We start from the raw sequence: 21,293 nt of genomic DNA on the forward strand, positions 1-21,293 counted from the left end.
CTATCGTTTAAGGGCTTCGACGCCGGGGAGCGCCTTGCCTTCCATCCATTCGAGGAACGCGCCGCCGGCCGTGGAAACGAAAGTGAACTGGTCGGCCACGCCGGCATGATTGAGCGCCGCGACGGTATCGCCGCCGCCCGCGACCGAGACCAGCGAGCCGCTTTGGGTGAGCGCCGCCGCCGTCCGCGCGAGCGCGACCGTGGCCCGGTCGAACGGCGGCGTCTCGAATGCACCCAGCGGACCGTTCCAAACGAGCGTGCGGCAGGTCTTGATTGCGTCGGCCAGCGCCTCGACGGCCGCCGGCCCGACATCGAGGATCATCTCGTCCGGGGCGACCTCGTGGACGTTGGCGATGCGGGTCGGCGGATTGGGCGCGAATTCCTTCGCCACGACCACGTCATAGGGCAAGTGCACCGTGCAATTCGCCCGGTCGGCGGCGTCGAGGATTTCAAGCGCCGTGTCCGTCAAATCATGCTCGGCGAGCGACTTGCCGACATCGACGCCGCGCGCGGCGAGGAAGGTGTTGGCCATGCCGCCGCCGATGATGAGGTGATCGACCCTGGCGACGAGGTTCCGGAGGACGTCGAGCTTGGTCGAGACCTTGGCGCCGCCGACCACGGCCGCAACCGGACGTTCGGGGTTGCCGAGGGCGGCTTCCAATGCCTTCAGCTCCTTTTCCATCGCGCGGCCTGCATAAGCGGGGAGCAGGCGCGCCACGCCTTCGGTCGAAGCGTGCGCGCGATGGGCCGCCGAGAAAGCGTCGTTGACATAGAGATCGCCATTCTCGGCCATCGCCCGGGCGAGCTCGGGGTCGTTCTTCTCCTCGCCCGCGTGGAAACGGGTATTTTCCAGGATCGCGATATCGCCGGGGCCCATGGTCGCGACAGCTTCCGCCACCGCCGGGCCCGCGCATTCATCGACGAAACGAACCGGGCGCCCCAGCGTCTCGCCATATTGGCGGGTAACCAGCGACAGCGACATGTCCGGGCTCTGCACGCCCCTGGGCCGCCCGAAATGAGCGAGCAGCAGCACGATCGCGCCCCGGCCCGACAATTCATTGACCGTCTCCAGGGTCGCGCGGAAGCGGGTGTCGTCGGTGACTTCGAGGTCGTTCATCGGAACGTTGAGATCGACCCGCACGAGCGCGCGCTTGCCATGGACATCGCCAAGGTCGTCAAGAGTCTTGAATTGGCCCACTAATCAACCACCCGTTCGTGTCGAGCGAAGTCGAGACACATGTTCGAGCGGAGCCGAGCAGCAGAACCTCGGCTTCGCTCGACAGGGCCCCTCGACTTCGCTCGGGGCGAACGGACCCTGCCGGCCTTGTCGTCAGATCAGCTTCGCCATGGCGCCGGCGGTGTCGACCATGCGGTTGGAGAAGCCCCATTCATTGTCGTACCAGGAGACGACGCGGACCAGCTTGCCCTCCAGCACCGCCGTTTCGAGGCTGTCGACCGTGGACGAGGCCGGATTGTGGTTGAGGTCGATCGAGACGAGCGGCTCGTCGGTATAAGCGAGGATGCCTTTCAGCGCGCCGCTCTCCGACGCCGCCTTCAGCGCGCCGTTCACCTCTTCGAGCGTGGTGTCGCGCTTGGGGGTGAAGGTGAGATCGACGAGGCTGACATTGGGGGTCGGCACGCGGATGGCCGATCCGTCGAGCTTGCCCTTCAGTTCGGGGAGAACCTCGGCGACGGCGCGGGCGGCGCCGGTGGTGGTCGGGATCATCGACATGCCGGCGGCGCGGGCGCGGCGCATGTCAGGATGGATCTGGTCGAGTATCTTCTGGTCGTTCGTGTAAGCGTGGATGGTCGTCATCAGGCCACGCTCGATGCCGATGGCCTCGTGCATGACCTTGGCGACCGGCGCCAGGCAGTTGGTGGTGCACGAGGCGTTGGACACGATCGTGTGCTCGGCGGTCAATTTGTCGTGGTTGACGCCGTAGACGACGGTCAAATCGACACCCTTGGCCGGGGCCGAGATCAGGACGCGCTTGGCGCCGGCGTCGATATGCTTCTGGGCCGACGCGCGGTCGGTGAAGAAGCCGGTCGATTCGATGGCGATGTCGATCTGGTTCTCGGCGTGCGGCAGCTTGGCGGGATCGCGCTCGGCGGTCACCTTGATGCGCTTGCCGTCGATGACGAGGTCGTTGCCGTCGGCCTTCACCTCGCCGGGATAGGGGCCGTGAACGCTGTCACGCTTGAACAGCATGGCGTTCGACTTGGCGTCGGCCAGATCGTTGATCGCGACCAACTCCAGCCCGCAATCCGGCCGCTCGAGGATCGCCCGCGCCACGAGGCGGCCGATCCGCCCGAAACCGTTAATCGCAACTCTGGTCATCAATCTGCTCCCGTCTGTTCCCAAAAACGCTCGGCCTGAGCTTGTCGAAGGCCTGTCCTTCCTTTGAGGAGAAACAGGGCTTCGACAGGCTCAGCCCGAACGGCTGTTTTGCAATGCTTCCAAAATCTGTGGCACGATAGCCTCGGCGGTGAAGCCGAAGCGCTTGAAAAGATCCTCCGCGGGGGCGGAGGCACCGAAGCGGTCGAGGCCGATGTTCAGGCCGTCGAAGCCCGTATAGCGTTGCCAGCCCAGCGTGGTGCCCGCTTCAATCGAAACCCGCAGCGCATCGCCCCCGAGAATGTCGGCCCGATAGGCGGCGTCCTGCGCGTCGAAGAGGCTCCAGCAGGGCATGGACACGACATCCGCGCCGATGCCCTGACTTTCGAGCGCATCGGCCGTCGCAATCGCGGTTTCGACTTCGGAGCCGGTCGCAAGCAGCACCACCTTGCGAGCCGCACCGGCTGCGCGGAGGCGGTAGGCGCCCTTCGCGGACCGGTTGTCGGTGCGCTCGGTGCGAAGCTGCGGCAAGTTCTGGCGGGTCAAGGCGAGCAATGACGGGCCGTCCTGACGCTGGAGCGACAGCGCCCAGCATTCCGCCGTCTCGACGGCATCCGCCGGCCGATAGACGGCGAGATTGGGGATCATGCGAAGGCTCATCACATGCTCGACCGGCTGGTGGGTCGGACCGTCCTCGCCGAGCCCGATCGAATCGTGCGTCATGACATAGACGACGCGGACGCCCTGCAGCGCGGACAGGCGGATCGCCGGTCGGCAATAATCGGAGAAGACGAGGAAGGTGCCGCCATAGGGAATCACGCCGCCATGCAGCGCCATCCCGTTCATCGCCGCCGACATCCCGAATTCGCGAATGCCGTAATAGATGTAGCGGCCTGAATAATCATCCGCCGTCAAAGGCTTCTGCGCCTTTGTTTTGGTGTTGTTGGAGCCGGTGAGGTCGGCCGAACCACCGATCGTCTCGGGCAGCGCGTCATTGATCGCGCCAAGCGCCAGCTCCGATGCCTTGCGGGTGGCCACCTTCTGCGGATTGGCGGCCAGATCGGCGAGCCAGGCGTCGAGCGAAAAGCCCTCCGGCAAGCGCCCTTCCATCCGGCGAACGAATTCTTCCCGCTCCGAATGAGAGGCGAGGCGTTCCCGCCACTGCTCATGCGCCCCGGCATTCCGTCGTCCCGCCTCTCGCCAGGCGTCCAGTATCTCGCCCGGGAGATCGAAAGGCTCGCTGTCCCAGACCAGCTGAACCCGCGCGGCGGCGACTTCGTCGGGGCCGAGGGCGGCGCCATGGGTCGCGGCGGTGCCCTGCTTGTTGGGCGCGCCCCAGCCGATGATCGTACGGCAATCGACCAGCGACGGGCGCGGATCGGCGATGGCCTCGTCGAGGGCGCGGCGGATATCGGTGAAATCATGGCCGTCGCAGGAAACGACGTGCCATCCCGACGCGCGATAGCGGGCGGGAATGTCCTCCGAGGTCGACAAGTCGGTCGCGCCGTCGATGGTGATCTTGTTATTGTCCCACAGGACGTTGAGGCGGCCGAGCTTCAGATGGCCGGCGAGGCCCACCGCTTCGTGGTTGATGCCCTCCATCAGGCAGCCGTCGCCGGCGATCGCCCAGGTCCGGTGATCGACCAGATCGTCGCCGAAGGTGGCGTTCAGATGCCGCTCGGCGATGGCCATGCCAACCGCCATCGCGAACCCCTGCCCCAGCGGCCCCGTGGTCGCCTCGATGCCCGCGAGCATGAAATTCTCGGGATGCCCGGCACAGGGCGAATTGAGCTGCCGAAAGTTGCGGATATCGTCCATCGTCGGCTTCTCGTAGCCGGTCAGATGAAGCAACGCGTAGACCAGCATCGAGCCGTGGCCGGCCGAGAGCACGAACCGGTCCCGGTCATGCCATTCAGGGTCTTGCGGATCGTGCTTCAGATATTCCGTGAAGAGTATGGTCGCCACGTCGGCCATGCCCATCGGCATGCCGGGATGCCCGCTGTTCGCCGCCTGAACGGCATCCATGGCCAGTGCGCGTATGGCATTGGCGAGCAGTCTCGGTTCGACGGACATTCGTTTCCCTTAAGATGGAGACGGCGCCGGGCGACTCGCGGCGCTCCCATTGCCGGTTCCTTTATAGGCGGGGGCGTTTGCGTCAACTCCGGCACCACGGCGAACGCTTGCCGCGTCGTCCAGTCATGCTATGGCTGGGCGATGGCAGATGAACTGGCGATGCAGGCGATCGGCCGGATCGAGCGGGCGCTGGCCCGGATCGAGGCGGCTTCGGAAAAGACGCGGGGCGCGCCGCGGGACGATGGCGAACTGGTCGCGCTCCGCGAGGTCCACCAGGCGCTTCGCGGAAAGGTCGAAGGGGCGATCGTCCATATCGACCGCCTGCTCGCCGGCGAAAGGGCATAATATGGCGTCGGTCGACATCGAGATCGCGACCCGCAAATATTCGCTCGCCTGCCGCGACGGCGAGGAAGCCCATCTGCGCACGGTGGCGGCGATCGTCGACCGCAAGGCGCGCGACGCTGGCGGCGCCCTCGGCAATCTGAGCGAAGCCCGTCAATTGCTCTACGCCTCGCTCCTCCTCGCCGACGAGCTCAAGGAACGGCGCGAAGGCGGCGGCGGCCCGGTCGAGGCCGAACCCGACCCGGCCATCGCCGATGCGCTCGAACGCCTGGCCGAACGGATGGAAACGCTCGCCGCCAGGCTTGAGCGCGGGCACGAGGCCCCCTAGATAGGAGATGACGGGTCTGCCCGGTACGAGCTTATGCGAACATCCCTGAGGCGATTCATCATCCTGGGGGGCTGTCCCTGGTCGGATCCTGGTCCGGTCTAAATGGCTCCCACCTGACGTAGAAGGCGTCAGAGGATATTCCAGCAACGGCCATGGCGGTCCCGTCACCCTCCTCCAAGGCGCAGATACGCGCCGATGCCCTCGAAGAGCGGCGCGATTTCGCGCGCGCGCTGACCCCCGCCTTGCGCGCCGACCTGGAAGCGAAGCTCGCCGGCATCGTCGCTCCGCACCTGATCGGGGCACGGGTCATCGCTTTCTACCACCCTCTGAAGCACGAGATCGGCCCCTATGGAATCCGGGACTTTCTGGGCGACGGCCAGCGTGCCGCTTTCCCCTGGTTCGCCGGCCGCGACGCGAGGATGGTGTTTCGCGAGGCGCCCGCCGCCGAGCCTGGCCCGTGGGGCGTTCTCCAGCCGGCCGCCGAGGCGGAGGCGCTCGCGCCCGACCTGGTGCTGGTGCCGCTGGTGCTCGCCGACCGGCGGGGGACCCGCATCGGCCACGGCAAGGGCCATTACGACCGGGCGCTTGCGCACCTGCGTGAAGGCGGCCATGGCGTCCGCACGATAGGCATTGGCTGGGAAACGCAGATCAGCGAGATCCCCATTCCCGCCGACCCCTGGGACGTCCCGCTGGACGCCCTTGCCACCCCCGCCGAATGGATTGAGTGCCGATGAGCGAGCCGAGCTGGCGCAAACCCGTTGGCATGGGCCTCATCCTGCTGCTGATCCTGGTCTGGACGGTGATCGTGGCGAGCGCGTCCGACCTGCTCACCGGCCTGCCCTGGCCGATCCACGCGCTTTATTACGGCGTCGCCGGGATCGTCTGGATATTGCCGCTCAAGCCCTTGCTGCGGTGGATGGAAACCGGCCGCTGGCGAGCCTGAAGGAAGCCGTCGATGCGGCGATCCGTCGCATAAAAAAACGCCCCCGCCGGAAGGCGGGAGCGTCTCAGGAACCCAGCTTTTCTGTTATTATCGATCAGTCAGGGCTGACCGTCTCGTTATCGTCGGTCAGCTCGATCACGCCCCAGATGACGAGGCCGAGCAGGACGGCCGCGATCAGGTAGGTGCTGGTGCCGCCATCGAATTGAGCATTGGCGCCATCGCTGCCAAGGCTCGTTTCGGCCGCCGGCGTGATCGTCGCTTGCGACTGCGCGGCCGCCGGAGCAACCGCGATCAGCGCCGCGGCGGCTGCCACGGATACAAATTTCCTCATAATTCCACCCTTGTTTTCAACTAGCCCGAGGCTGCTTCTAGGCAAATCATACCTGCCCCGCATCCCCCAATTTAGGTATATTAGGCAGGTAACACAATAAAATTGATTGGCCCGCTCCGCAGGTTACGCGGAACGCATGACGAAAGGCATGGATTCATTGGGAAAAATGGCGCGAGTGACGGGGCTCGAACCCGCGACCTCCGGCGTGACAGGCCGGCGCTCTAACCAACTGAGCTACACCCGCGTGGATGTGTGGGGCGCGAACTAGGCGAGCACCCGGAGGCTGTCAAGCGAGGCTAACGCCTATTTTGCGGCGCGGCATGATCCTCGGCCAGCTCGTCATGATGGCCGCCGGTGAGCGTGCCTTCCTCGAACAGGAATCCGGCGATGTCGGGCTTGCCGGCGGCGTCGAGGACGGTCTTGAGAATGATGAGCAGCGGCACGGCGAGCAGCGCCCCCGTCGTCCCCCACACCCACGCCCAGAAGCTCAAGGCGAGCAGGATCAGCAGCGGATTGATGGTGAGCCTCCGGCCCACGACCGAAGGCGTGATGATGTTCGCCTCGATGAGATGGATGACCGCGAAGCTGATCGCCGGCAGCCAGGCGTAGAAAGGATCGGCAAACGCCATCAGTCCGCCAAGCGCGAGCAATAAGGTGGAGGCGATCGGCCCGAGATAGGGAATGTAGTTCAACACGGCGACGATGCCGCCCCACATCAACGGCGTCGGCATGTCGAGCAGCCACAGGACGAGCGCCACAACCAGGCCCATCGACATGTTCACCAGGGTGATGGTGCCGAGATAGGTGGAGGTGGCGTCGACGACCTGCTGGATGACCCGGGCGGTCGTCATCGCGCCGTCGAAGCTGGCGCGGGTGGTGATGGTCTGCTTGCGCATCCGCGTCCAGCCGGCGAGGAAGAAGAAGATGACCAGCACGGCGAAGAACAATTGGATCGCCGCATAAGGCGCGGACGAGGCGATCAGGTCCAGCATCGAATTGGGCGTTTCGACCGTGACCCTCTGCTCGGCGGCGCCCGAATTGCCGAATTCGACGACGATGTCGTCGATGAACCGTTCGAGGCTCGCATAGATGTCGAGCAATGGCGCCAGCGTCTCCCGGATCCGCCCGATCCGCGCGGGAAGCAGCCTGATCCATTCGGTCGCGGGCAGGACGATCGAGGCGACTGCGATGTTGGCGAGGGCGATGAACAGCAGCACGCAGATCAGCGCCGAAAGCCCCGAAGGCACGCGCCTCCGCTCGAACCATTCGAGCAGCGGCACCAGGGCGACCGCGATCACCAGCGCCGCCGTCACAGGCAGGAAGAATTCGGCTCCGGCCCGCAATGCGAACGGAAGCGCGATCGCTAGGCCGGCGCCGGCGATGAGGGTCAGCGCCGCGAGCAGCCGGTCGCGGCGAAAGGCGATCGCCTCCGATTCGAGGTGCAACTCGTCGGCGAGCCGCTCCTGCTCCTGCCCGTCGATGCCCCGCAGCCGCTTCATCCGAATCCCTCGCTCCCGCCACCAAGAGGCCGCGCGAGAATGCCCGCCTTTTTCCTATCTTACCAGACCGCTATCCGTGCGCTTGGCTGAGCGCCGGCGCGGCGATGGTGCCCCTGGCCCGAGTCGAACGGGCACTCCTTGCGGAACTCGATTTTGAGTCGAGCGCGTCTACCAATTCCGCCACAGGGGCACGGAGGCAGGGCGCGGTGCCTAGCGCACCGCCCTCCGCCCCGCAACCTGGGAAGTTATCGCGCCGGTCGGCTCAGGCCATCCGCTGCTGGACCCATTTGTCGACCTGCCGCTCAAGGACGGTCAGCGGCATCGCGCCCTTGAGCAGGATCTGGTGGTACTGGCGAATATCGAAGCGATCACCGAGCGCCGCCTTCGCCTCGCCGCGGATGCGGTCCCACATCGTGTGGCCGACCTTGTAGCTGCACGCCTGGCCGGGCGAGACGCAGTAGCGGTCGATCTCGCGCTGGGTGCGCGGGCGGGGGAAGCCGATCGTCTCGACCATGTAATCGGTCGCCTGCTCGCGGCTCCAGCGCTTGTGGTGGATGCCGGTATCGACCACCAGCCGCGCCGCGCGGAACAGCAAAGACTGGAGCATGCCGGCGCGGCCCAGCGGATCGCCTTCATAGACGCCCATCTCGTCGGCGAGCTGCTCGGCATAAAGCGCCCACCCTTCCGTATAGGCGCCGAACGGGCTCAGTTTCAGCAGCATCGGCGTCGCCGGGCTCTCCTGCGCCAGGCTGATCTGGAGGTGATGACCGGGCGAGGCCTCGTGATAGGTGAGCGAAGCAAGGCCGTATTTCGGCCAGTCATGCGTGTCCTTGAGGTTGATATAATAAAGCGCCGGACGGGACCCGTCGAACGGGGCGAGATTGTAATAGCCGTTGGATGCGCCGTCCTGGATGAGCTCCGGCACCCGGACGACCTCGACCTTGGCCTTGGGCAGGGTCGCGAACGCCTGGGGCAGCAGCGCATCCAGCTCCTTCATCTGCGCGTTGAGGCTGGCGATCAGGGCCGCCCTGCCCTCGTCATTGTTGGGATAGAGCTGCGCCGGATCCTGGTTGAGCGCGGTCAGCCGCGCGCCGACCGTGCCGCCACTCATCCCCTGCGCCTTGAGGATCGTATCGATCCGCGCGGTGATGTCCGCAACCTGTTCGACACCGAGCTGGTGGACCTCCTCCGGGCTCATCGTCGTGGTCGTCGACGAGCGCACCGCGGCGGCATAATAATCGGCGCCGTCGGGCAGGCGACACACGCCGGCGTCGTCACTCGCCTTCGCCCGCAGCTCCTCGACCAAAGCGATCTGCCGGTCCAGCGCGGGGAAGACCTTGTCGGCGACGATCGCCTCGGCCTGGGCCGCATGGTCGCCCGCGAGCCCGGCTTCCCTGGCCCGTCGCGCGATCGAGGTGACGAGCACGGTCTGGGCCGCGGGCTGGTCGCGCAGCGCTTTCATCTGGCCCAGCGCCGTGTCGAGGGCGAAGGAGGGCGCGAAAACGCCGAGAGCGGCGTCGGCGCGGACGCTCTCGCTGTTCTGGTCGAGCGCGGTCGCGAAGCCGGACAGCCGCGCCAGATAGGCGTCGCCGTCCGTTCCATCCTTGATCGGATGCTGCGAATCAAGGAAATCCGGCACGCTCTGATAGGCACCGTCCTGCTGGCTGATGACGTAAGGCGTGTAGCCGACGCCATTATTGCCGTATGGGAATTTCTCGCCGCCTTCGACGATGCCGTCGGTCAGGTAGCTGGCGCAATCGTGATGGAGCGCGCTCGTCTCCGACAAGGCCGCGCGGTCGATCGCGCCGAACTCGGCGTGGAAGCCTTTGGCGGTCGCGAGTTGGCGGGCCTGTCCTGCCTTGGAATAATCGGAGAGCTGCGACCGGAGCGGCGCGCGCGGCCCCTTGTCGAGGCCGAGCATGGTCGCGAATTCAGGGCTCGTATCCATGAAATTGTAGAAGACGCGGTCGAGCAGAGCGGCGAGCTTCGCATCCTCCGTCCCCGCCTGCGCCCAGGCCGCGCGCGTGAAGCCGCCACCCACCATGAGCGCGATGGCCGAAGCCGTGCTGGCGGACAGGATGAAAGACCGGCGATCCATTGAGTGTTCCCCTTTTTGAATTTCGTGAGATGTTTCAGAGCAGCGCCGCGCCGTCAATTCCTCGGCGCCTGTCGCCGGTAGCTGAGCGCCTCGGCGACGTGGATGCGGGCGACGCCCTCGCTTCCGGCGAGATCGGCGATGGTGCGGGCGACGCGGATGACGCGGTGGAAGCCGCGCGCGCTGAGCCGCATCGCCTCGGCCGCCTGGGCGAGCAGGCGGCGGCCGGGCTCATCGGGGGTCGCGACGGCGTCGAGCAGGTCGCCGTCCGCTTCGGCGTTGGTGCGGACCTTGTGATCGCGATAGCGCTCGGTCTGCGCGTCCCGCGCCGCCTTCACTCGCGCAGCGACCTCGGCCGAGCCTTCGGCGGGCGGCGGCAGGACGAGATCGGCGGCGGAAACGGCGGAAACGTCGACATGGAGATCGATGCGGTCGAGCAAAGGCCCGGACACCTTGGCCTGATAATCGGCGGCGCAGCGCGGCGCCCGCGAGCAGGCCAGCGCGGGATCCCCCAGATGGCCGCATCGGCAGGGATTCATCGCCGCGATCAGCTGGACCCGGGCCGGGAAGGTGACGTGGCTGTTGGCGCGGGCGACGCTGACCGTTCCGGTCTCGAGCGGCTGGCGCAGCGAATCGAGCACCGGCCGCTGGAATTCGGGGAGCTCGTCGAGGAACAGCACGCCGAGATGAGCGAGGCTGACTTCGCCGGGCCTGACCTTCAGCCCGCCTCCGACCAGCGCTGCCATGGAGGCCGAGTGATGCGGCGCACGAAAGGGACGGCTGCGCATCAGCCTCCCATCCACCAGCGAGCCGGCGACGCTCGCGACCATCGAGACTTCGAGCGCCTCGCCCGGCGTCAGCTCCGGCAATATTCCCGGCAGGCAGGCGGCGAGCAGCGACTTGCCCGCGCCCGGCGGGCCACTCATCAGCAGATTGTGGCCGCCCGCCGCCGCGATCTCCAGCGCTCGCTTGGCGGTCTCCTGGCCCTTCACCTGGACGAGATCGGGTCCGGAATCGGGCGGATCGGCCCGGCCGGGCACCGGCGGCGACAGCGCCGCCGTGCCACGGAAATGGTTGAGCAAGGCGATGAGGTCGGTTGCGGCGAGGACTTCGATGTCGCCCGCCCAGGCGGCCTCCGATCCCTGCGCCGCCGGGCAGATCAGGCCGAGATCGCGCGACGAAGCGTGCATCGCTGCCAGCAGCACGCCCGGCGACGGCGCCACCCGCCCGTCGAGCCCGAGCTCGCCGACGACGACATAACCCGCCAGCGTCTCGGCATCGATCGCGCCCATCGCCGCCAGCAGGCCGAGCGCGATCGGCAGATCGTAATGCGATCCCTCCTTGGGCAGATCGGCGGGCGACAGGTTGACGGTGATCCTTTTGGGCGGAAGCGACAGGCCGATCGCGGCGAGCGCGGCATGGACCCGCTCGCGGCTCTCGCCGACCGCCTTGTCCGGCAGTCCGACGACGAGGAATTTGGGCAGTCCGCTGGCGATCTGGACCTGCACCTCGACGGCGCGCGCCTCGAGCCCCAGAAACGCCACCGTGGCGACATGCGCGACCATGCGGATCACCCCCAACGAAGTGTCCACTTTGGAGGGATGGATTCAAGAAGTCGAGCCTTCAAACGCTGAGCCGCCAATGGCTTCCGGGCGGAGCGGAGCGCGCTGGTGCGCAACCACGGCGAAGCCTCGCCATTTTAGTGCAAACCCTTGCCCTCTCCCGCGACGCTCCATGATAATCATGGGCGACCAATCGGAGGAGGATCGCCATGCTTGAAGCAGCCGAAGGCCCGTCCCTGAACGAAGTCATCAACATTGTCGCCAAGGAGCGCGTATCCAAGCTCGATCCGGGCGAGGTCAAGGATATCCTGGCGCGCAACGGGATCAAAGACCTCGACGATCTCGTGCGAGAGACGCTGGGCGCCATTCGCGACGACCAGGGTGTCGGGACCGCCGGTCGTTCGACCTTCGTATACACCCACGCCGTCTACAAGACCTCGGCGGTTTTCGATCAGGACATGATCAGGACGTTGCAGGAACGGATGAACGTCGCGCCCCGTTGATGTCGTCGCGAGAGGCGGCGGCCCTGGACAAAGCGTGCGACTGGGTGCTGCGCCGCCTCAAGCTCTTCGATCCGGGCAGCGAGGCTGGGGATTTTACGATCCCGCGCGCGCAGCAATTCTCGGAATTGCTGCTCACTGCCTACTGTCTATCGCGCAACGGGCCTCGATATGGGGACGTCGTCCATCGGATCGTCGACTGGTGCGAATCGAAGACGTTCAACGACACGTACCGGAGGCGCCTCCGGTCCAATCCCGACGAGTTCGTGCTGTACAGCGACGTCCATGCCATTCTGGCTTATTTCGGCCGCGCCGACGCGGAAACGAGCGCGTATCTGCAAGCGCTTATAGACGCGGGCGCGCTGGGCGCGTTCGAGAAGGTCGCCCATCGGTGGCTGGACCTGCGTTTGTCGATGAGCTGGTCTGGCCTCGATCACGACTTGCCATCCTATCCCGAGCTGGTTGCCCAATCGATCGCCTCCTTCCGGAGGCCGATCGCGCCGTTCATCCTCTTCCCGACCTCGGAGGGCGCTTATGCATTCACCCATGTACTGATGTTCATCCACGGCTTTGGAACGAGCCGCGAAATGCTCGTCGACCCCGAGGTGGCGACGCAATGGGCGTCGGCGCTCCGGCAGCTCATGGTCGTTTCCGCTCGCGACCGGCACTGGGATCTGCTGGCCGAGTCTATTTTGTGTCACGACTGCATCGAATCGGCGCCCTCCGGATTGGCCGAGGAGGGGCTGGCGCTCCTTCTCGAACGGCAAGGCGCGAACGGGAATTTCCTCGGCCCAGAAGGCACCCTCGGAGCCTCGCTGGACCAGGCGGCGAACCCCTCTTTCATGTCCTATGAAGAGGCGGAATTCCGCTTCACCTATCACACCACCCTGGTCGCGATCATGCTTCTCGTGCACCGGCTTGGGCGGCGCGGCGGCGCGCTGCGATGACCGTGCCAATCCGTTTTCATCGGCTGGCCGAAACACTGGGCATGGCGCCCGCGAGAATCCGGGCGACCGACCCGCCGGATGCGGCCCATCTTGCCCTTGACCTGTACGAAGCTCTTCTCGAAAGGCGCGCCACCGGAAAGAGCGCAAGCCTCAATGAGCTGCAAGGTCTGGGAATCGCGCTGGCGGAACAGAATATGGCGGATTCGATAGACCTGGCGCCGGTCGCCGAGATCATCGCCATCTCGATCGATCTCCCGGCCGATGACCGCCAAAGCCGGTTCGTAATAAGGTATAAGGGACAATTCGTGCTGTCGCCCGCTGTCGGCCGCGCGCTGCGCCGAGCCCTCTCCGAGGATCATGCCCGACCGACTGCCGACAATCTCGACGCCCTGATCGGCTTCGCGGCGTCCGAGATGTCGGCCGGCCACACCGGCAACGCTCTCGCGATCGTACGGTGGATCGTGGCATTCGACGCGGCGCCTTCGCTTCGGCGCCAGCTCGCGGCCTGGGTCGAAGCTCAAACGCCTCGCGCGGCGGATCCCGCGGCCGGAGAGATGCTTCGCCGCCTGACATTGTCGCAATGCGCGGATGATAGCCTCCGACTGGCGCGACTGTGGCGGCATGGCGCGCCGAGAGCCTTGTACGGACGCGCGGTCGCCCCAAATTAGAGTCGATGACGATCGGCGAGAGATGGCGCAGCCTCAGCGGCATACCCGCGGTACGGACGAGTCTGTTCGTGCTCGGCTTGCTGCTCATGCTTTCGGCGCCGTTGGTGGGTGTCCTGCCCGGCCCCGGGGGAACCATCCTCTTTGGCGCCGGGCTGGCTCTCAGCCTCAAATATAGCGAGTGGGCGAAGCGCAAATATGTCCAGTTCAAGCGCCGCCATCCGCGCAAGGGTGCCTGGGCGGACTGGGGATTGCGGCGCCCCAGCGCCCGGCGGCGCGAGGCGCTGCGCAAGGAGCAGGAAGCCATCGGAGATGATTGACTTTGGCGGCCGCTTTGCCTATCCGCGCCCCCAACGAGGCCGCCGCCCTATTGGCGGCCCTTTTAATTTATCCTGTTGAGGTATGAGCGATGAAGCGCACTTTCCAGCCGAGCAATCTCGTGCGCAAGCGGCGTCACGGCTTCCGGGCCCGCAAGGCGACGGTGGGCGGACGCAAGATATTGGCGGCTCGCCGCGCCCGCGGCCGGATCAAGCTTTCCGCTTAGTCACCATCTCCCGCCGCGTGGATTTCCTCGCGGCGAACCGCGCCAGGCGTGCGCCGATGGCCGGATTCGTCCTGCTGGTGCGCGACCGCGCGGACGGCGATCCGGCGATGCGGCTCGGCATCACCGTCACCAAGAAGATCGGCGGCGCGGTCGTCCGCAACCGCATGAAGCGCCGCTTCCGGGCGCTGGCGCGCGAGATATTGCCGGAATCGGGCTTCGCCGGCGCCGACCATGTGCTGATCGGGCGTGCGGGCGGTGTGGAGCGGGATTTCGCGGCGCTCAAAAGGGAATTGTCGGCAGCGCTAACGAAGCTCCGGCGATGATCGGCAAGCTCCTCATCCTGATCGCCAAGGGCTGGCAGAAGGGCCCCTCTCTGATCCTGCCGCCATCGTGCCGCTACGTTCCAAGCTGCTCGGCCTATGCAATCACCGCCATTGAACGCTATGGGGCGCTGCGCGGCGGATGGATGGCCGCCAGACGCCTGTCCCGATGCCACCCCTGGGGGGGATCCGGCTATGACCCAGTACCGTGAGGGGAAATAAGTGAGCGACCATCGCAACATGATCCTGGCGATCGTCCTTTCGGCGATCGTCCTGTTCGGCTGGAGCTTCATCTCGGACCGCTACCTGCCGACCGCGCAGGAGCCCTCGACGCGCTTCGTCGAAGGCAAGCAGGTGCCGATCCCGCAGCCGGACGCCGATCCGACGGCGGATGCCCCGGCGCGGGTACGCGATCGTCGCGTGGTGCTGGCGACGACGCCGCGCGTCGCCATCGAGACGCCGCGCCTTCGCGGCTCGATCAACCTGCGCGGCGCGCGAATCGACGACCTCGTCCTCACCGACTACCGCCAGAGCCTCGCCCCCGATTCGCCCTTTATCCGCCTCCTCTCGCCGTCGGGCGCGCCGGAGGCCTATTTCGCGAGCTTCGGATGGACGGGCGAAGGCCTGGCTTTGCCCAGCGCCGAGACCGTCTGGACGGCGAGCGGCACGACCCTTTCACCCGGCAATCCGGTCACCTTGACCTGGGACAACGGCCAGGGCCAGCGCTTCGACATCCGCCTGTCGGTGGACGACGCCTATATGTTCACCGCCAATCAGACCGTGACCAATACCGGCTCCGGCGCCGTGGCGGCCCGCCCCTACGCTCTCATCAGCCGCGCCGAACCTTCGGAAGATCCCGACAGCTGGACGATGCATGTCGGCCCCATCGGCGTGTTCAACGACGCCGCCAATTACGACTGGAGCTACGAGGATATCGCCGAAGAGGGCGACCAGAGCTTCTCCACCACCGGCGGCTGGCTCGGCTTCAGCGACAAATATTGGCTGACGGCGCTGGTCCCCAGCCAGTCCGCCGAGGTCGCCGCCGCCTTTCGGCGCGGCGCCAATGGCGGTTTCCAGGCCAATTTCACCACCGCTCCCACGATCGTCGCGCCGGGCAAGGCGGCGACGCACGAATCACGCCTGTTCGCCGGCGCGAAGGAAGTGGAGCTGCTCGATCATTATGAGGACGATCTGGGCGTCACGCGCTTCGACAAGGCGATCGACTGGGGCTGGTTCGAATGGTTCATGAAGCCGATCTTCGCGCTCCTCAACTGGCTGTTCGAGGCGATCGGCAATTTCGGCGTGGCGATCATCTGCCTCACCTTCATCGTGCGCGGCCTGATGTTCCCGATCGCGCAGAAGCAATTCAAGTCGATGGCGGCGATGCGGGTCGTCCAGCCCAAGATGAAGGCTCTCCAGGAGCGCCACAAGGACGACAAGCCGCGGCTCCAGCAGGAGATGCTGAAGCTCTACCAGGAGGAGAAGGTCAATCCGATGGCGGGCTGCCTGCCGATCCTGCTCCAGATCCCGATCTTCTACGCGCTCTACAAGGTGCTGATGCTGGCGGTGGAGATGCGCCACGAGCCCTTCATCCTGTGGATCAAGGACCTCTCCGCGCCCGATCCGCTGACGCCGGTCAACCTGTTCGGCTTTCTCGATTTCACGCCGCCCGCCTTCCTGGCTCTGGGCATTCTGCCGATCCTGCTCGGCATCACCATGTGGCTCCAGTTCAAGCTCAATCCGCAGCCGATGGATCCGGTGCAGAAGCAGGTCTTCTCGATCATGCCCTGGGTGTTCATGTTCATCATGGCGCCCTTCGCGGCCGGCTTGCAGCTCTACTGGACGGTGTCGAACATTCTCACCATCGCCCAGCAGAAATGGCTCTACAGCCGCCATCCGGGCATGGCTGAGGCGACCGAGGCGAAATGACGCGGTTCCTGTCTCCAGACCGTTCGTGTCGAGCGAAGTCGAGACAACCCGCCGAGCGCAGCCGAGGCCCGATCTCGGCTGCGCTCGATGGGGCCCCTCAACTTCGCTCGGGGCGAACGGACCCATGACGAATGCCGACCATCTGGACGATGTGGCCCGAAAGCTGTTTTCCGGGCCGATCGCGTTCCTGAAATCGGCGCCGGGTCTCCAATTCCTGCCCGACCCGGCGGTAGAGGAGATCGCCTTCGCCGGACGCTCGAATGTCGGCAAGTCGTCCCTGCTCAACAAGCTGACGAACCGGCGCGATCTCGCCCGCACGTCGAACACGCCGGGGCGCACGCAGGAATTGAACTTCTTCGATGTCGGCGAACCGCTCCGCTTCCGCCTGGTCGACATGCCCGGTTACGGTTTCGCCAAGGCGCCCAAGGACGTGGCGCGCAAGTGGCGCTATCTCGTCAACGACTATCTGCGTGGCCGGCAGGTGCTGAAGCGCGCTCTGGTGCTGGTCGACAGCCGCCACGGCCTCAAGGAGATCGACCACGAGGTGATGAAGATGCTCGACGACGCGGCGGTCTCCTATCACATCGTCCTCACCAAGGCCGACAAGATCAAGACGAGCGAACTCCGGGACGTCGAGCAGCGCACCGCGGACGAGGGGAAGAAGCACCCCGCCGCGCATCCCGAGATCATCACGACGTCCAGTGAAACGGGTCTCGGCATTGATCGGTTGAGACGCGCGGTGGTGGAAGCTATCGGCTAATCGTCACCCCGGCGAAGGCCGGGTCTCGTGAAGGCCCGCCGAGACCTCTGGTCCCGGGATCCGGCCTACGCCGGGATGACGGTAGGAGAATGCATTGCTCAAGCTCATCATCGGCAACAAGGCTTATTCCTCCTGGTCGCTGCGCGGCTGGCTGGCGGTGAAGCAGTCAGGACTTCCCTTCGAGGAAATCACGGTCCCGATGTTCGACGAGGATTGGAACAAGCGTACCCAGGGCGACGAGTTCGCGCCGTCGGGCGGCAAGGTGCCGATCTTGTGGGACGACAAGACCGTCATCTGGGACAGCCTCGCCATCGTCGAATGGCTGGCCGACAAGACCGACCGGGCGCGCTATTGGCCAAAGGATGATTCCGCGCGCGGCATGGCGCGGTCGATGGCGGCGGAAATGCATTCGAGCTACGCCACCTTGCGCAGCGAATGCGGCATGAACGTCCGCAAGCAATATCCGCCCAAGCCACTGTCGGAACCGCTCCGCGCCGAGATCATCCGCATTCTGGAGCTGTGGGCCGAGGCGCGCGCCCGACACGGCAGCGGCGGCCCCTATCTGTTCGGCGATTTCGGCGCGGTCGACATCATGTTCGCGCCGGTCGTGACCCGCTTCGTCACTTATTCCATCCCCGTCCCCCGCTTCGCCGCTACCTATATGGAGGCGATCCTCAACCATCCTTGGCTGCAGGAATGGATCGGCGCCGCGCAGGAGGAGCCGTGGATCATCGAAAATTACGAAGTGCCGACCGCGTAAAGGCTGCCGTCCTTGTGCGTGTACCCGCCGCCCGCACCGAGGTGCAGGTCGATGTCGGGATAGTGACAATCGCTCTCCGCCGGCCGCCCGATTGCCACGAACACACAATCCTCGCCGCTCCGATTGACCAGGTGATGCCCGTCGGCGACCCCTTTGGGAAACGCGGCCACCTCTCCTGCCCGAATCACGGTCTCCCCGGCTTCCTCGACCAGGACCGCCCAGCCGGACAGCATGACCACCAGCTCATCCTCGCCTTCGTGCCAGTGGCGCTGGCTCGACATCGCGCCGGGCCGGAGCGTCACGTGGCTCGCGCCGAAATCCGAGAGGCCCGCCGCGGGAACGAGACGACGGTAGAAGCGTCCCGCCACGTCCGATGCATAAGGCTCCGGATAGCCGGTGCGGTTGGTCTGCTCGATCGCGGAGAGGTCTAGCTTGGGCATCGGATACTCCGCTGGGCAAGGCGCGCCGCCCTTGCTAGGCGAAAGGCCATGACGTCCGCAATCGACCCCGTCGCCCTCGCCTCCCGCCTCATCGCCTGTCCGAGCGTCACGCCCAAGGAAGCAGGCGCCCTGACCATCCTCGGCGAAGCCCTCCAGGATATCGGCTTCGAGGTCCACCGCTTCCTCTCCGGCCAGGGACCGGACGGGCCGGTCGAGAACCTGTTCGCCTCGCGCGGACAAGGTGGACCCCATTTCGCCTTCGCCGGCCATATCGATGTCGTGCCGGCCGGCAATGGCTGGACGAGCGACGCCTTCGAGCCCGAGATACGCGACGGCCTCCTATACGGGCGCGGTGCCGCCGACATGAAGGGCGCCATCGCCGCCTTCGTCGCCGCCGCGGTGGACGTCCGCGAGCATGACGGCACGCTCAGCTTCATTATCACCGGCGACGAGGAAGGCCCGGCGGTCCACGGCACACGCGCGATCATGGAGTGGATGGCGGAGCGGTCGATCCGGCCCGACATGATCCTGATCGGCGAGCCCACGTCGCAGCACCGGCTCGGCGACATGGTGAAGATAGGGCGGCGGGGATCGGTCAATATCTGGATCGACGTCGTCGGGACGCAGGGTCATGTCGCCTATCCCCACCTCGCCGACAATCCGATCGCGCGTCTCGCCCGTATCCTCTCCGCGCTCCAGGCGATGGAGCTGGACGAGGGCACCTTATGGTTCCAGCCGTCGAACCTCGAAGTGACCGACCTCAGGGTCGATAATCCCGCCTGCAATGTCATCCCCGGCGAAGCGCACGCCCGCCTCAACATCCGCTTCAACGACCTGCAGAAGGGGCCCGAGCTCGTGGCGCGGGTGACAGGCATCGTCGAAGAGCTCGCCCCGGGAGCGCGCATCGAAGCGAAGATTTCGGGCGAGGCCTTCCTCAACGAGCCCGGGCCGCTGTCGGAGATGGTCGCCGCCGCGATCCGCGAGGAGACCGGTCTCACCGCAAAGCTGTCGACCAGTGGCGGAACCTCCGACGCCCGCTTTCTGACCATCCTCTGCCCGGTGATAGAGTTCGGCCTGCCCAACGCGACCATGCACAAGCTGGACGAGGCAGTGGCCGTGGAGGACCTGCACGCGCTCCGGGCGATCTACGCCCGCATCATCCGCTCCGCGCTCGGCTAGGCGGTGCGCGGAAGCCGTTCTCGCGCGCCCAGGCGACGAATTCAGCCTCGCTCATCGCCTCGGCGAAGGCGAAACCCTGGACAATGTCGCAGCCGATCGCGCGCAGCACGTCGAGCTGCTCCGGCCGCTCCACTCCCTCGCCGACCACTTCGCAGCCGAGACCATGGATGAGGTGGATGACCGCCGAGACGATCGTCCTCGCCCCGTCCGAAACGTGGACGCTTTCGACGAGGCTGCGGTCGAGCTTCACCCGGTCGAGCGGCATGTCCTTCATGCGCGCGAGATTCGAATAGCCCGATCCGAAATCGTCGATGGCGATGGCGACGCCTTCCGCCCGCAGCGCCGCCAGCTCCCGGATCACGGTCTCGCCGCACTTCATCGCGAGCGTTTCGGTAAACTCCAGCTCGAGCAGCCAAAGCGGTGCGTCGTTGCGCGCCAGCGTCTCGCGCAGGCGCGCGAAAAAGTCCGGCCGCTCTACTTGGCGCGGGCTGACGTTGAAGGTGAGCCGCTGGGTCATTCCCGCCATGCTCCAGCGCCTGAGGGCCGCGGCGGCCTCCTCCACCACCCAATCCCCGAGGTCGACGATCAAGCTGCTCTCCTCGGCGACGCCGATGAAGCTGCCGGGAAGCCTTGTGCCGTCGGTCGGATGATTCCAGCGCAGCAGGGCCTCGGCCGCGATCACGGCGCCGCTCCGCGCGCAGACCTGGGGCTGGAAGGCGAGCTCGAATTCGCCGCGGGCGAGGCCGTCCCGCAGCGCACGCTCGGTCAGCGTCCTTTGTTCGACCGCGGCGGCCATTTCGGGGCGATAGCTGGAGACGCGTGAACGGCCGGCGGCCTTGGCGTCGTACATGGCGGTGTCCGCCGCCTTCATCAGGCTAGTCAGGTCTTCGCCGTGACCTGGACCGATGGCGACCCCGATCGAGGCGCCCATGTGAATGACCTGGCCGGCTATATCGTAAGGTTCGCTGAGCGCCTCCAGCGCCCGCCCGGCAATATGCTCGGCGTCCTCGATGCCCGGCACGTTCGGGAAAAGCAGGGTGAACTCGTCGCCAGCCAGGCGCGCGAGCAGCGGCTGCGACGCGCCGCCGGCCCGGGTCTCGCCTTTCACCACCTCCCGCAATCGATTGGCGACCATGATGAGGACATGGTCTCCCTGCGCGTGGCCCAGGCTGTCGTTCACCTCCTTGAAGCCGTCCAGATCGATGAACAGCAAGGCGACGCGCTCCGCGGTGCCGCGCGCCTTCAACATCCGGTCGGCCTCGCGCTTGAAATAGACGCGGTTGGGGAGCGCGGTGACGGGATCGTACAAGGCCATCACATGGACGTTGTCGAGATTGGAGCGAACCTGCTCGAACAGATTGTCGACGGCAGAGGCGAGCGCCGGCAGCTCGGCGCGAACGGCGGCGGGTGCCGGCGAGGTGAGATCGCCGGAGCCGACGGCGAGCAGGCGATCGATCAGCGCCGAGACCGCGCGGGCGTGGGCCGTATTGGGCTTTTCCGAAGCCACCCAGACGATCAGCAACGCGAACACGCCCATGGTCAGCGAGGCGGCGATCTTGTCGTCGATGTCCTGCAGCATCAATATGGCGACGAGAGTGAACAGGAACGATGCCATGCCGGCGCAGAGCGACATCATGAAGTTACTGATTTTCTCCAGTTTTTCCTTCATGATGTGAATGTCGATCGCCCGATCTGCCGCGCCGTTGGGGGCGGAATTCATGCCCCCTCGCCGACAGTAGCCG

24 protein-coding genes and 2 tRNA genes are annotated in these 21,293 nt (G+C 66.0%); 15 read left to right on the top strand and 11 right to left on the bottom strand.

What is annotated here, in order from left to right; all coding sequences use genetic code 11:
- The 3 genes from ACFQRC_RS02520 to tkt form a co-directional block, all read right to left on the bottom strand.
- Nucleotides 1–1,197, bottom strand: a complete 1,197-nt coding sequence (locus ACFQRC_RS02520) for a phosphoglycerate kinase (protein ID WP_379957420.1) — start codon at nt 1,195–1,197, stop codon at nt 1–3.
- Nucleotides 1,198–1,329: 132 nt separating this feature from the next.
- Complete coding sequence (gene gap / locus ACFQRC_RS02525; RefSeq protein ID WP_379957422.1) at nt 1,330–2,340, bottom strand: type I glyceraldehyde-3-phosphate dehydrogenase; 1,011 nt, start codon at nt 2,338–2,340, stop codon at nt 1,330–1,332.
- Nucleotides 2,341–2,427: 87 nt separating this feature from the next.
- Nucleotides 2,428–4,407 carry a transketolase gene (gene tkt, locus ACFQRC_RS02530; RefSeq protein WP_379957424.1) on the bottom strand — a complete coding sequence of 660 codons (1,980 nt, stop codon included), beginning with the start codon at nt 4,405–4,407 and terminating at the stop codon, nt 2,428–2,430.
- A gap of 141 nt (nt 4,408–4,548) precedes the next feature.
- On the opposite strand from tkt, the gene ACFQRC_RS02535 reads away from it, so the two are divergent.
- The 4 genes from ACFQRC_RS02535 to ACFQRC_RS02550 all read left to right on the top strand — a co-directional run bounded on the left by ACFQRC_RS02535 (nt 4,549) and on the right by ACFQRC_RS02550 (nt 6,020).
- On the top strand, nt 4,549–4,752 hold the full coding sequence (locus tag ACFQRC_RS02535) for a hypothetical protein (protein ID WP_379957426.1): 204 nt from the start codon (nt 4,549–4,551) through the stop codon (nt 4,750–4,752).
- Between the two features lies 1 nt (nt 4,753).
- Nucleotides 4,754–5,077, top strand: a complete 324-nt coding sequence (locus tag ACFQRC_RS02540; protein ID WP_379957428.1) for a cell division protein ZapA — start codon at nt 4,754–4,756, stop codon at nt 5,075–5,077.
- Nucleotides 5,078–5,229: 152 nt separating this feature from the next.
- Nucleotides 5,230–5,811 carry a 5-formyltetrahydrofolate cyclo-ligase gene (locus ACFQRC_RS02545; RefSeq protein ID WP_379957430.1) on the top strand — a complete coding sequence of 194 codons (582 nt, stop codon included), beginning with the start codon at nt 5,230–5,232 and terminating at the stop codon, nt 5,809–5,811.
- Nucleotides 5,808–6,020 (top strand): DUF2842 domain-containing protein, encoded by a 213-nt coding sequence (locus ACFQRC_RS02550; RefSeq protein WP_379957432.1) that lies wholly within the window; start codon nt 5,808–5,810, stop codon nt 6,018–6,020. Before ACFQRC_RS02545 ends, ACFQRC_RS02550 begins: the two co-directional genes overlap by 4 nt.
- Nucleotides 6,021–6,114: 94 nt before the next feature.
- On the opposite strand, the gene ACFQRC_RS02555 is transcribed toward ACFQRC_RS02550, so the two are convergent.
- The 6 genes from ACFQRC_RS02555 to ACFQRC_RS02580 all read right to left on the bottom strand — a co-directional run bounded on the left by ACFQRC_RS02555 (nt 6,115) and on the right by ACFQRC_RS02580 (nt 11,510).
- On the bottom strand, nt 6,115–6,333 hold the full coding sequence (locus ACFQRC_RS02555) for a hypothetical protein (protein ID WP_379957434.1): 219 nt from the start codon (nt 6,331–6,333) through the stop codon (nt 6,115–6,117).
- Nucleotides 6,334–6,518: 185 nt separating this feature from the next.
- Nucleotides 6,519–6,595 (bottom strand) — tRNA-Asp (locus ACFQRC_RS02560).
- Nucleotides 6,596–6,647: 52 nt separating this feature from the next.
- Nucleotides 6,648–7,850, bottom strand: coding sequence for an AI-2E family transporter (locus ACFQRC_RS02565; protein WP_379957436.1), 1,203 nt, complete (start codon nt 7,848–7,850; stop codon nt 6,648–6,650).
- A 105-nt stretch (nt 7,851–7,955) separates the two neighbouring features.
- A tRNA-Leu gene (locus ACFQRC_RS02570) sits at nt 7,956–8,040 on the bottom strand.
- 72 nt (nt 8,041–8,112) lie between these two features.
- Nucleotides 8,113–9,948: a DUF885 domain-containing protein gene (locus ACFQRC_RS02575; RefSeq protein ID WP_379957438.1), complete on the bottom strand. Its 1,836-nt coding sequence runs from the start codon at nt 9,946–9,948 to the stop codon at nt 8,113–8,115.
- Between the two features lie 53 nt (nt 9,949–10,001).
- A complete protein-coding gene (locus ACFQRC_RS02580) occupies nt 10,002–11,510 on the bottom strand; it encodes a YifB family Mg chelatase-like AAA ATPase (RefSeq protein WP_379960383.1) in 1,509 nt (502 codons plus the stop codon).
- Nucleotides 11,511–11,716: 206 nt separating this feature from the next.
- Between ACFQRC_RS02580 and ACFQRC_RS02585 the strand changes: the two genes are divergently transcribed.
- The 10 genes from ACFQRC_RS02585 to ACFQRC_RS02630 all read left to right on the top strand — a co-directional run bounded on the left by ACFQRC_RS02585 (nt 11,717) and on the right by ACFQRC_RS02630 (nt 17,932).
- Complete coding sequence (locus tag ACFQRC_RS02585; RefSeq protein ID WP_379957440.1) at nt 11,717–12,010, top strand: hypothetical protein; 294 nt, start codon at nt 11,717–11,719, stop codon at nt 12,008–12,010.
- The gene (locus ACFQRC_RS02590; protein WP_379957442.1) at nt 12,010–12,954 is read left to right on the top strand and encodes a DUF6895 family protein; all 945 of its coding nucleotides are present in this window, start codon (nt 12,010–12,012) and stop codon (nt 12,952–12,954) included. The genes ACFQRC_RS02585 and ACFQRC_RS02590 overlap by 1 nt, the downstream gene beginning before the upstream one ends.
- Nucleotides 12,951–13,622 carry a hypothetical protein gene (locus tag ACFQRC_RS02595; protein WP_379957444.1) on the top strand — a complete coding sequence of 224 codons (672 nt, stop codon included), beginning with the start codon at nt 12,951–12,953 and terminating at the stop codon, nt 13,620–13,622. Before ACFQRC_RS02590 ends, ACFQRC_RS02595 begins: the two co-directional genes overlap by 4 nt.
- Nucleotides 13,623–13,627: 5 nt before the next feature.
- Nucleotides 13,628–13,939 carry a hypothetical protein gene (locus ACFQRC_RS02600; RefSeq protein WP_379957446.1) on the top strand — a complete coding sequence of 104 codons (312 nt, stop codon included), beginning with the start codon at nt 13,628–13,630 and terminating at the stop codon, nt 13,937–13,939.
- 89 nt (nt 13,940–14,028) lie between these two features.
- Nucleotides 14,029–14,163 carry a 50S ribosomal protein L34 gene (rpmH, locus tag ACFQRC_RS02605; RefSeq protein WP_379957448.1) on the top strand — a complete coding sequence of 45 codons (135 nt, stop codon included), beginning with the start codon at nt 14,029–14,031 and terminating at the stop codon, nt 14,161–14,163.
- A 17-nt stretch (nt 14,164–14,180) separates the two neighbouring features.
- On the top strand, nt 14,181–14,486 hold the full coding sequence (rnpA, locus tag ACFQRC_RS02610; protein WP_379957450.1) for a ribonuclease P protein component: 306 nt from the start codon (nt 14,181–14,183) through the stop codon (nt 14,484–14,486).
- Nucleotides 14,483–14,695, top strand: a complete 213-nt coding sequence (gene yidD / locus ACFQRC_RS02615) for a membrane protein insertion efficiency factor YidD (protein ID WP_379957452.1) — start codon at nt 14,483–14,485, stop codon at nt 14,693–14,695. The genes rnpA and yidD overlap by 4 nt, the downstream gene beginning before the upstream one ends.
- 10 nt (nt 14,696–14,705) lie before the next feature.
- Nucleotides 14,706–16,412 carry a membrane protein insertase YidC gene (yidC, locus tag ACFQRC_RS02620; RefSeq protein WP_379957454.1) on the top strand — a complete coding sequence of 569 codons (1,707 nt, stop codon included), beginning with the start codon at nt 14,706–14,708 and terminating at the stop codon, nt 16,410–16,412.
- Nucleotides 16,413–16,554: 142 nt separating this feature from the next.
- Entirely contained in the window at nt 16,555–17,172 is a 618-nt protein-coding gene (gene yihA, locus ACFQRC_RS02625) for a ribosome biogenesis GTP-binding protein YihA/YsxC (RefSeq protein ID WP_379960385.1), read from the top strand.
- 94 nt (nt 17,173–17,266) lie between these two features.
- Entirely contained in the window at nt 17,267–17,932 is a 666-nt protein-coding gene (locus ACFQRC_RS02630; RefSeq protein WP_379957456.1) for a glutathione S-transferase family protein, read from the top strand.
- On the opposite strand, the gene ACFQRC_RS02635 is transcribed toward ACFQRC_RS02630, so the two are convergent.
- Nucleotides 17,911–18,372, bottom strand: a complete 462-nt coding sequence (locus ACFQRC_RS02635) for a cupin domain-containing protein (protein ID WP_379957458.1) — start codon at nt 18,370–18,372, stop codon at nt 17,911–17,913. The two genes, ACFQRC_RS02630 and ACFQRC_RS02635, sit on opposite strands and share 22 nt — an antisense overlap.
- A 48-nt stretch (nt 18,373–18,420) precedes the next feature.
- Here ACFQRC_RS02635 and dapE point away from each other — a divergent pair, with 48 nt between their 5' ends.
- The gene (gene dapE, locus ACFQRC_RS02640; protein ID WP_379957460.1) at nt 18,421–19,551 is read left to right on the top strand and encodes a succinyl-diaminopimelate desuccinylase; all 1,131 of its coding nucleotides are present in this window, start codon (nt 18,421–18,423) and stop codon (nt 19,549–19,551) included.
- Here dapE and ACFQRC_RS02645 read toward each other — a convergent pair.
- Nucleotides 19,529–21,271, bottom strand: coding sequence for a putative bifunctional diguanylate cyclase/phosphodiesterase (locus tag ACFQRC_RS02645; RefSeq protein WP_379957462.1), 1,743 nt, complete (start codon nt 21,269–21,271; stop codon nt 19,529–19,531). The genes dapE and ACFQRC_RS02645 overlap by 23 nt on opposite strands.
- Nucleotides 21,272–21,293 lie beyond the last annotated feature (22 nt).

Source organism: Enterovirga sp. GCM10030262 (genome assembly GCF_042666435.1).
GTDB lineage: Bacteria > Pseudomonadota > Alphaproteobacteria > Sphingomonadales > Sphingomonadaceae > Allosphingosinicella.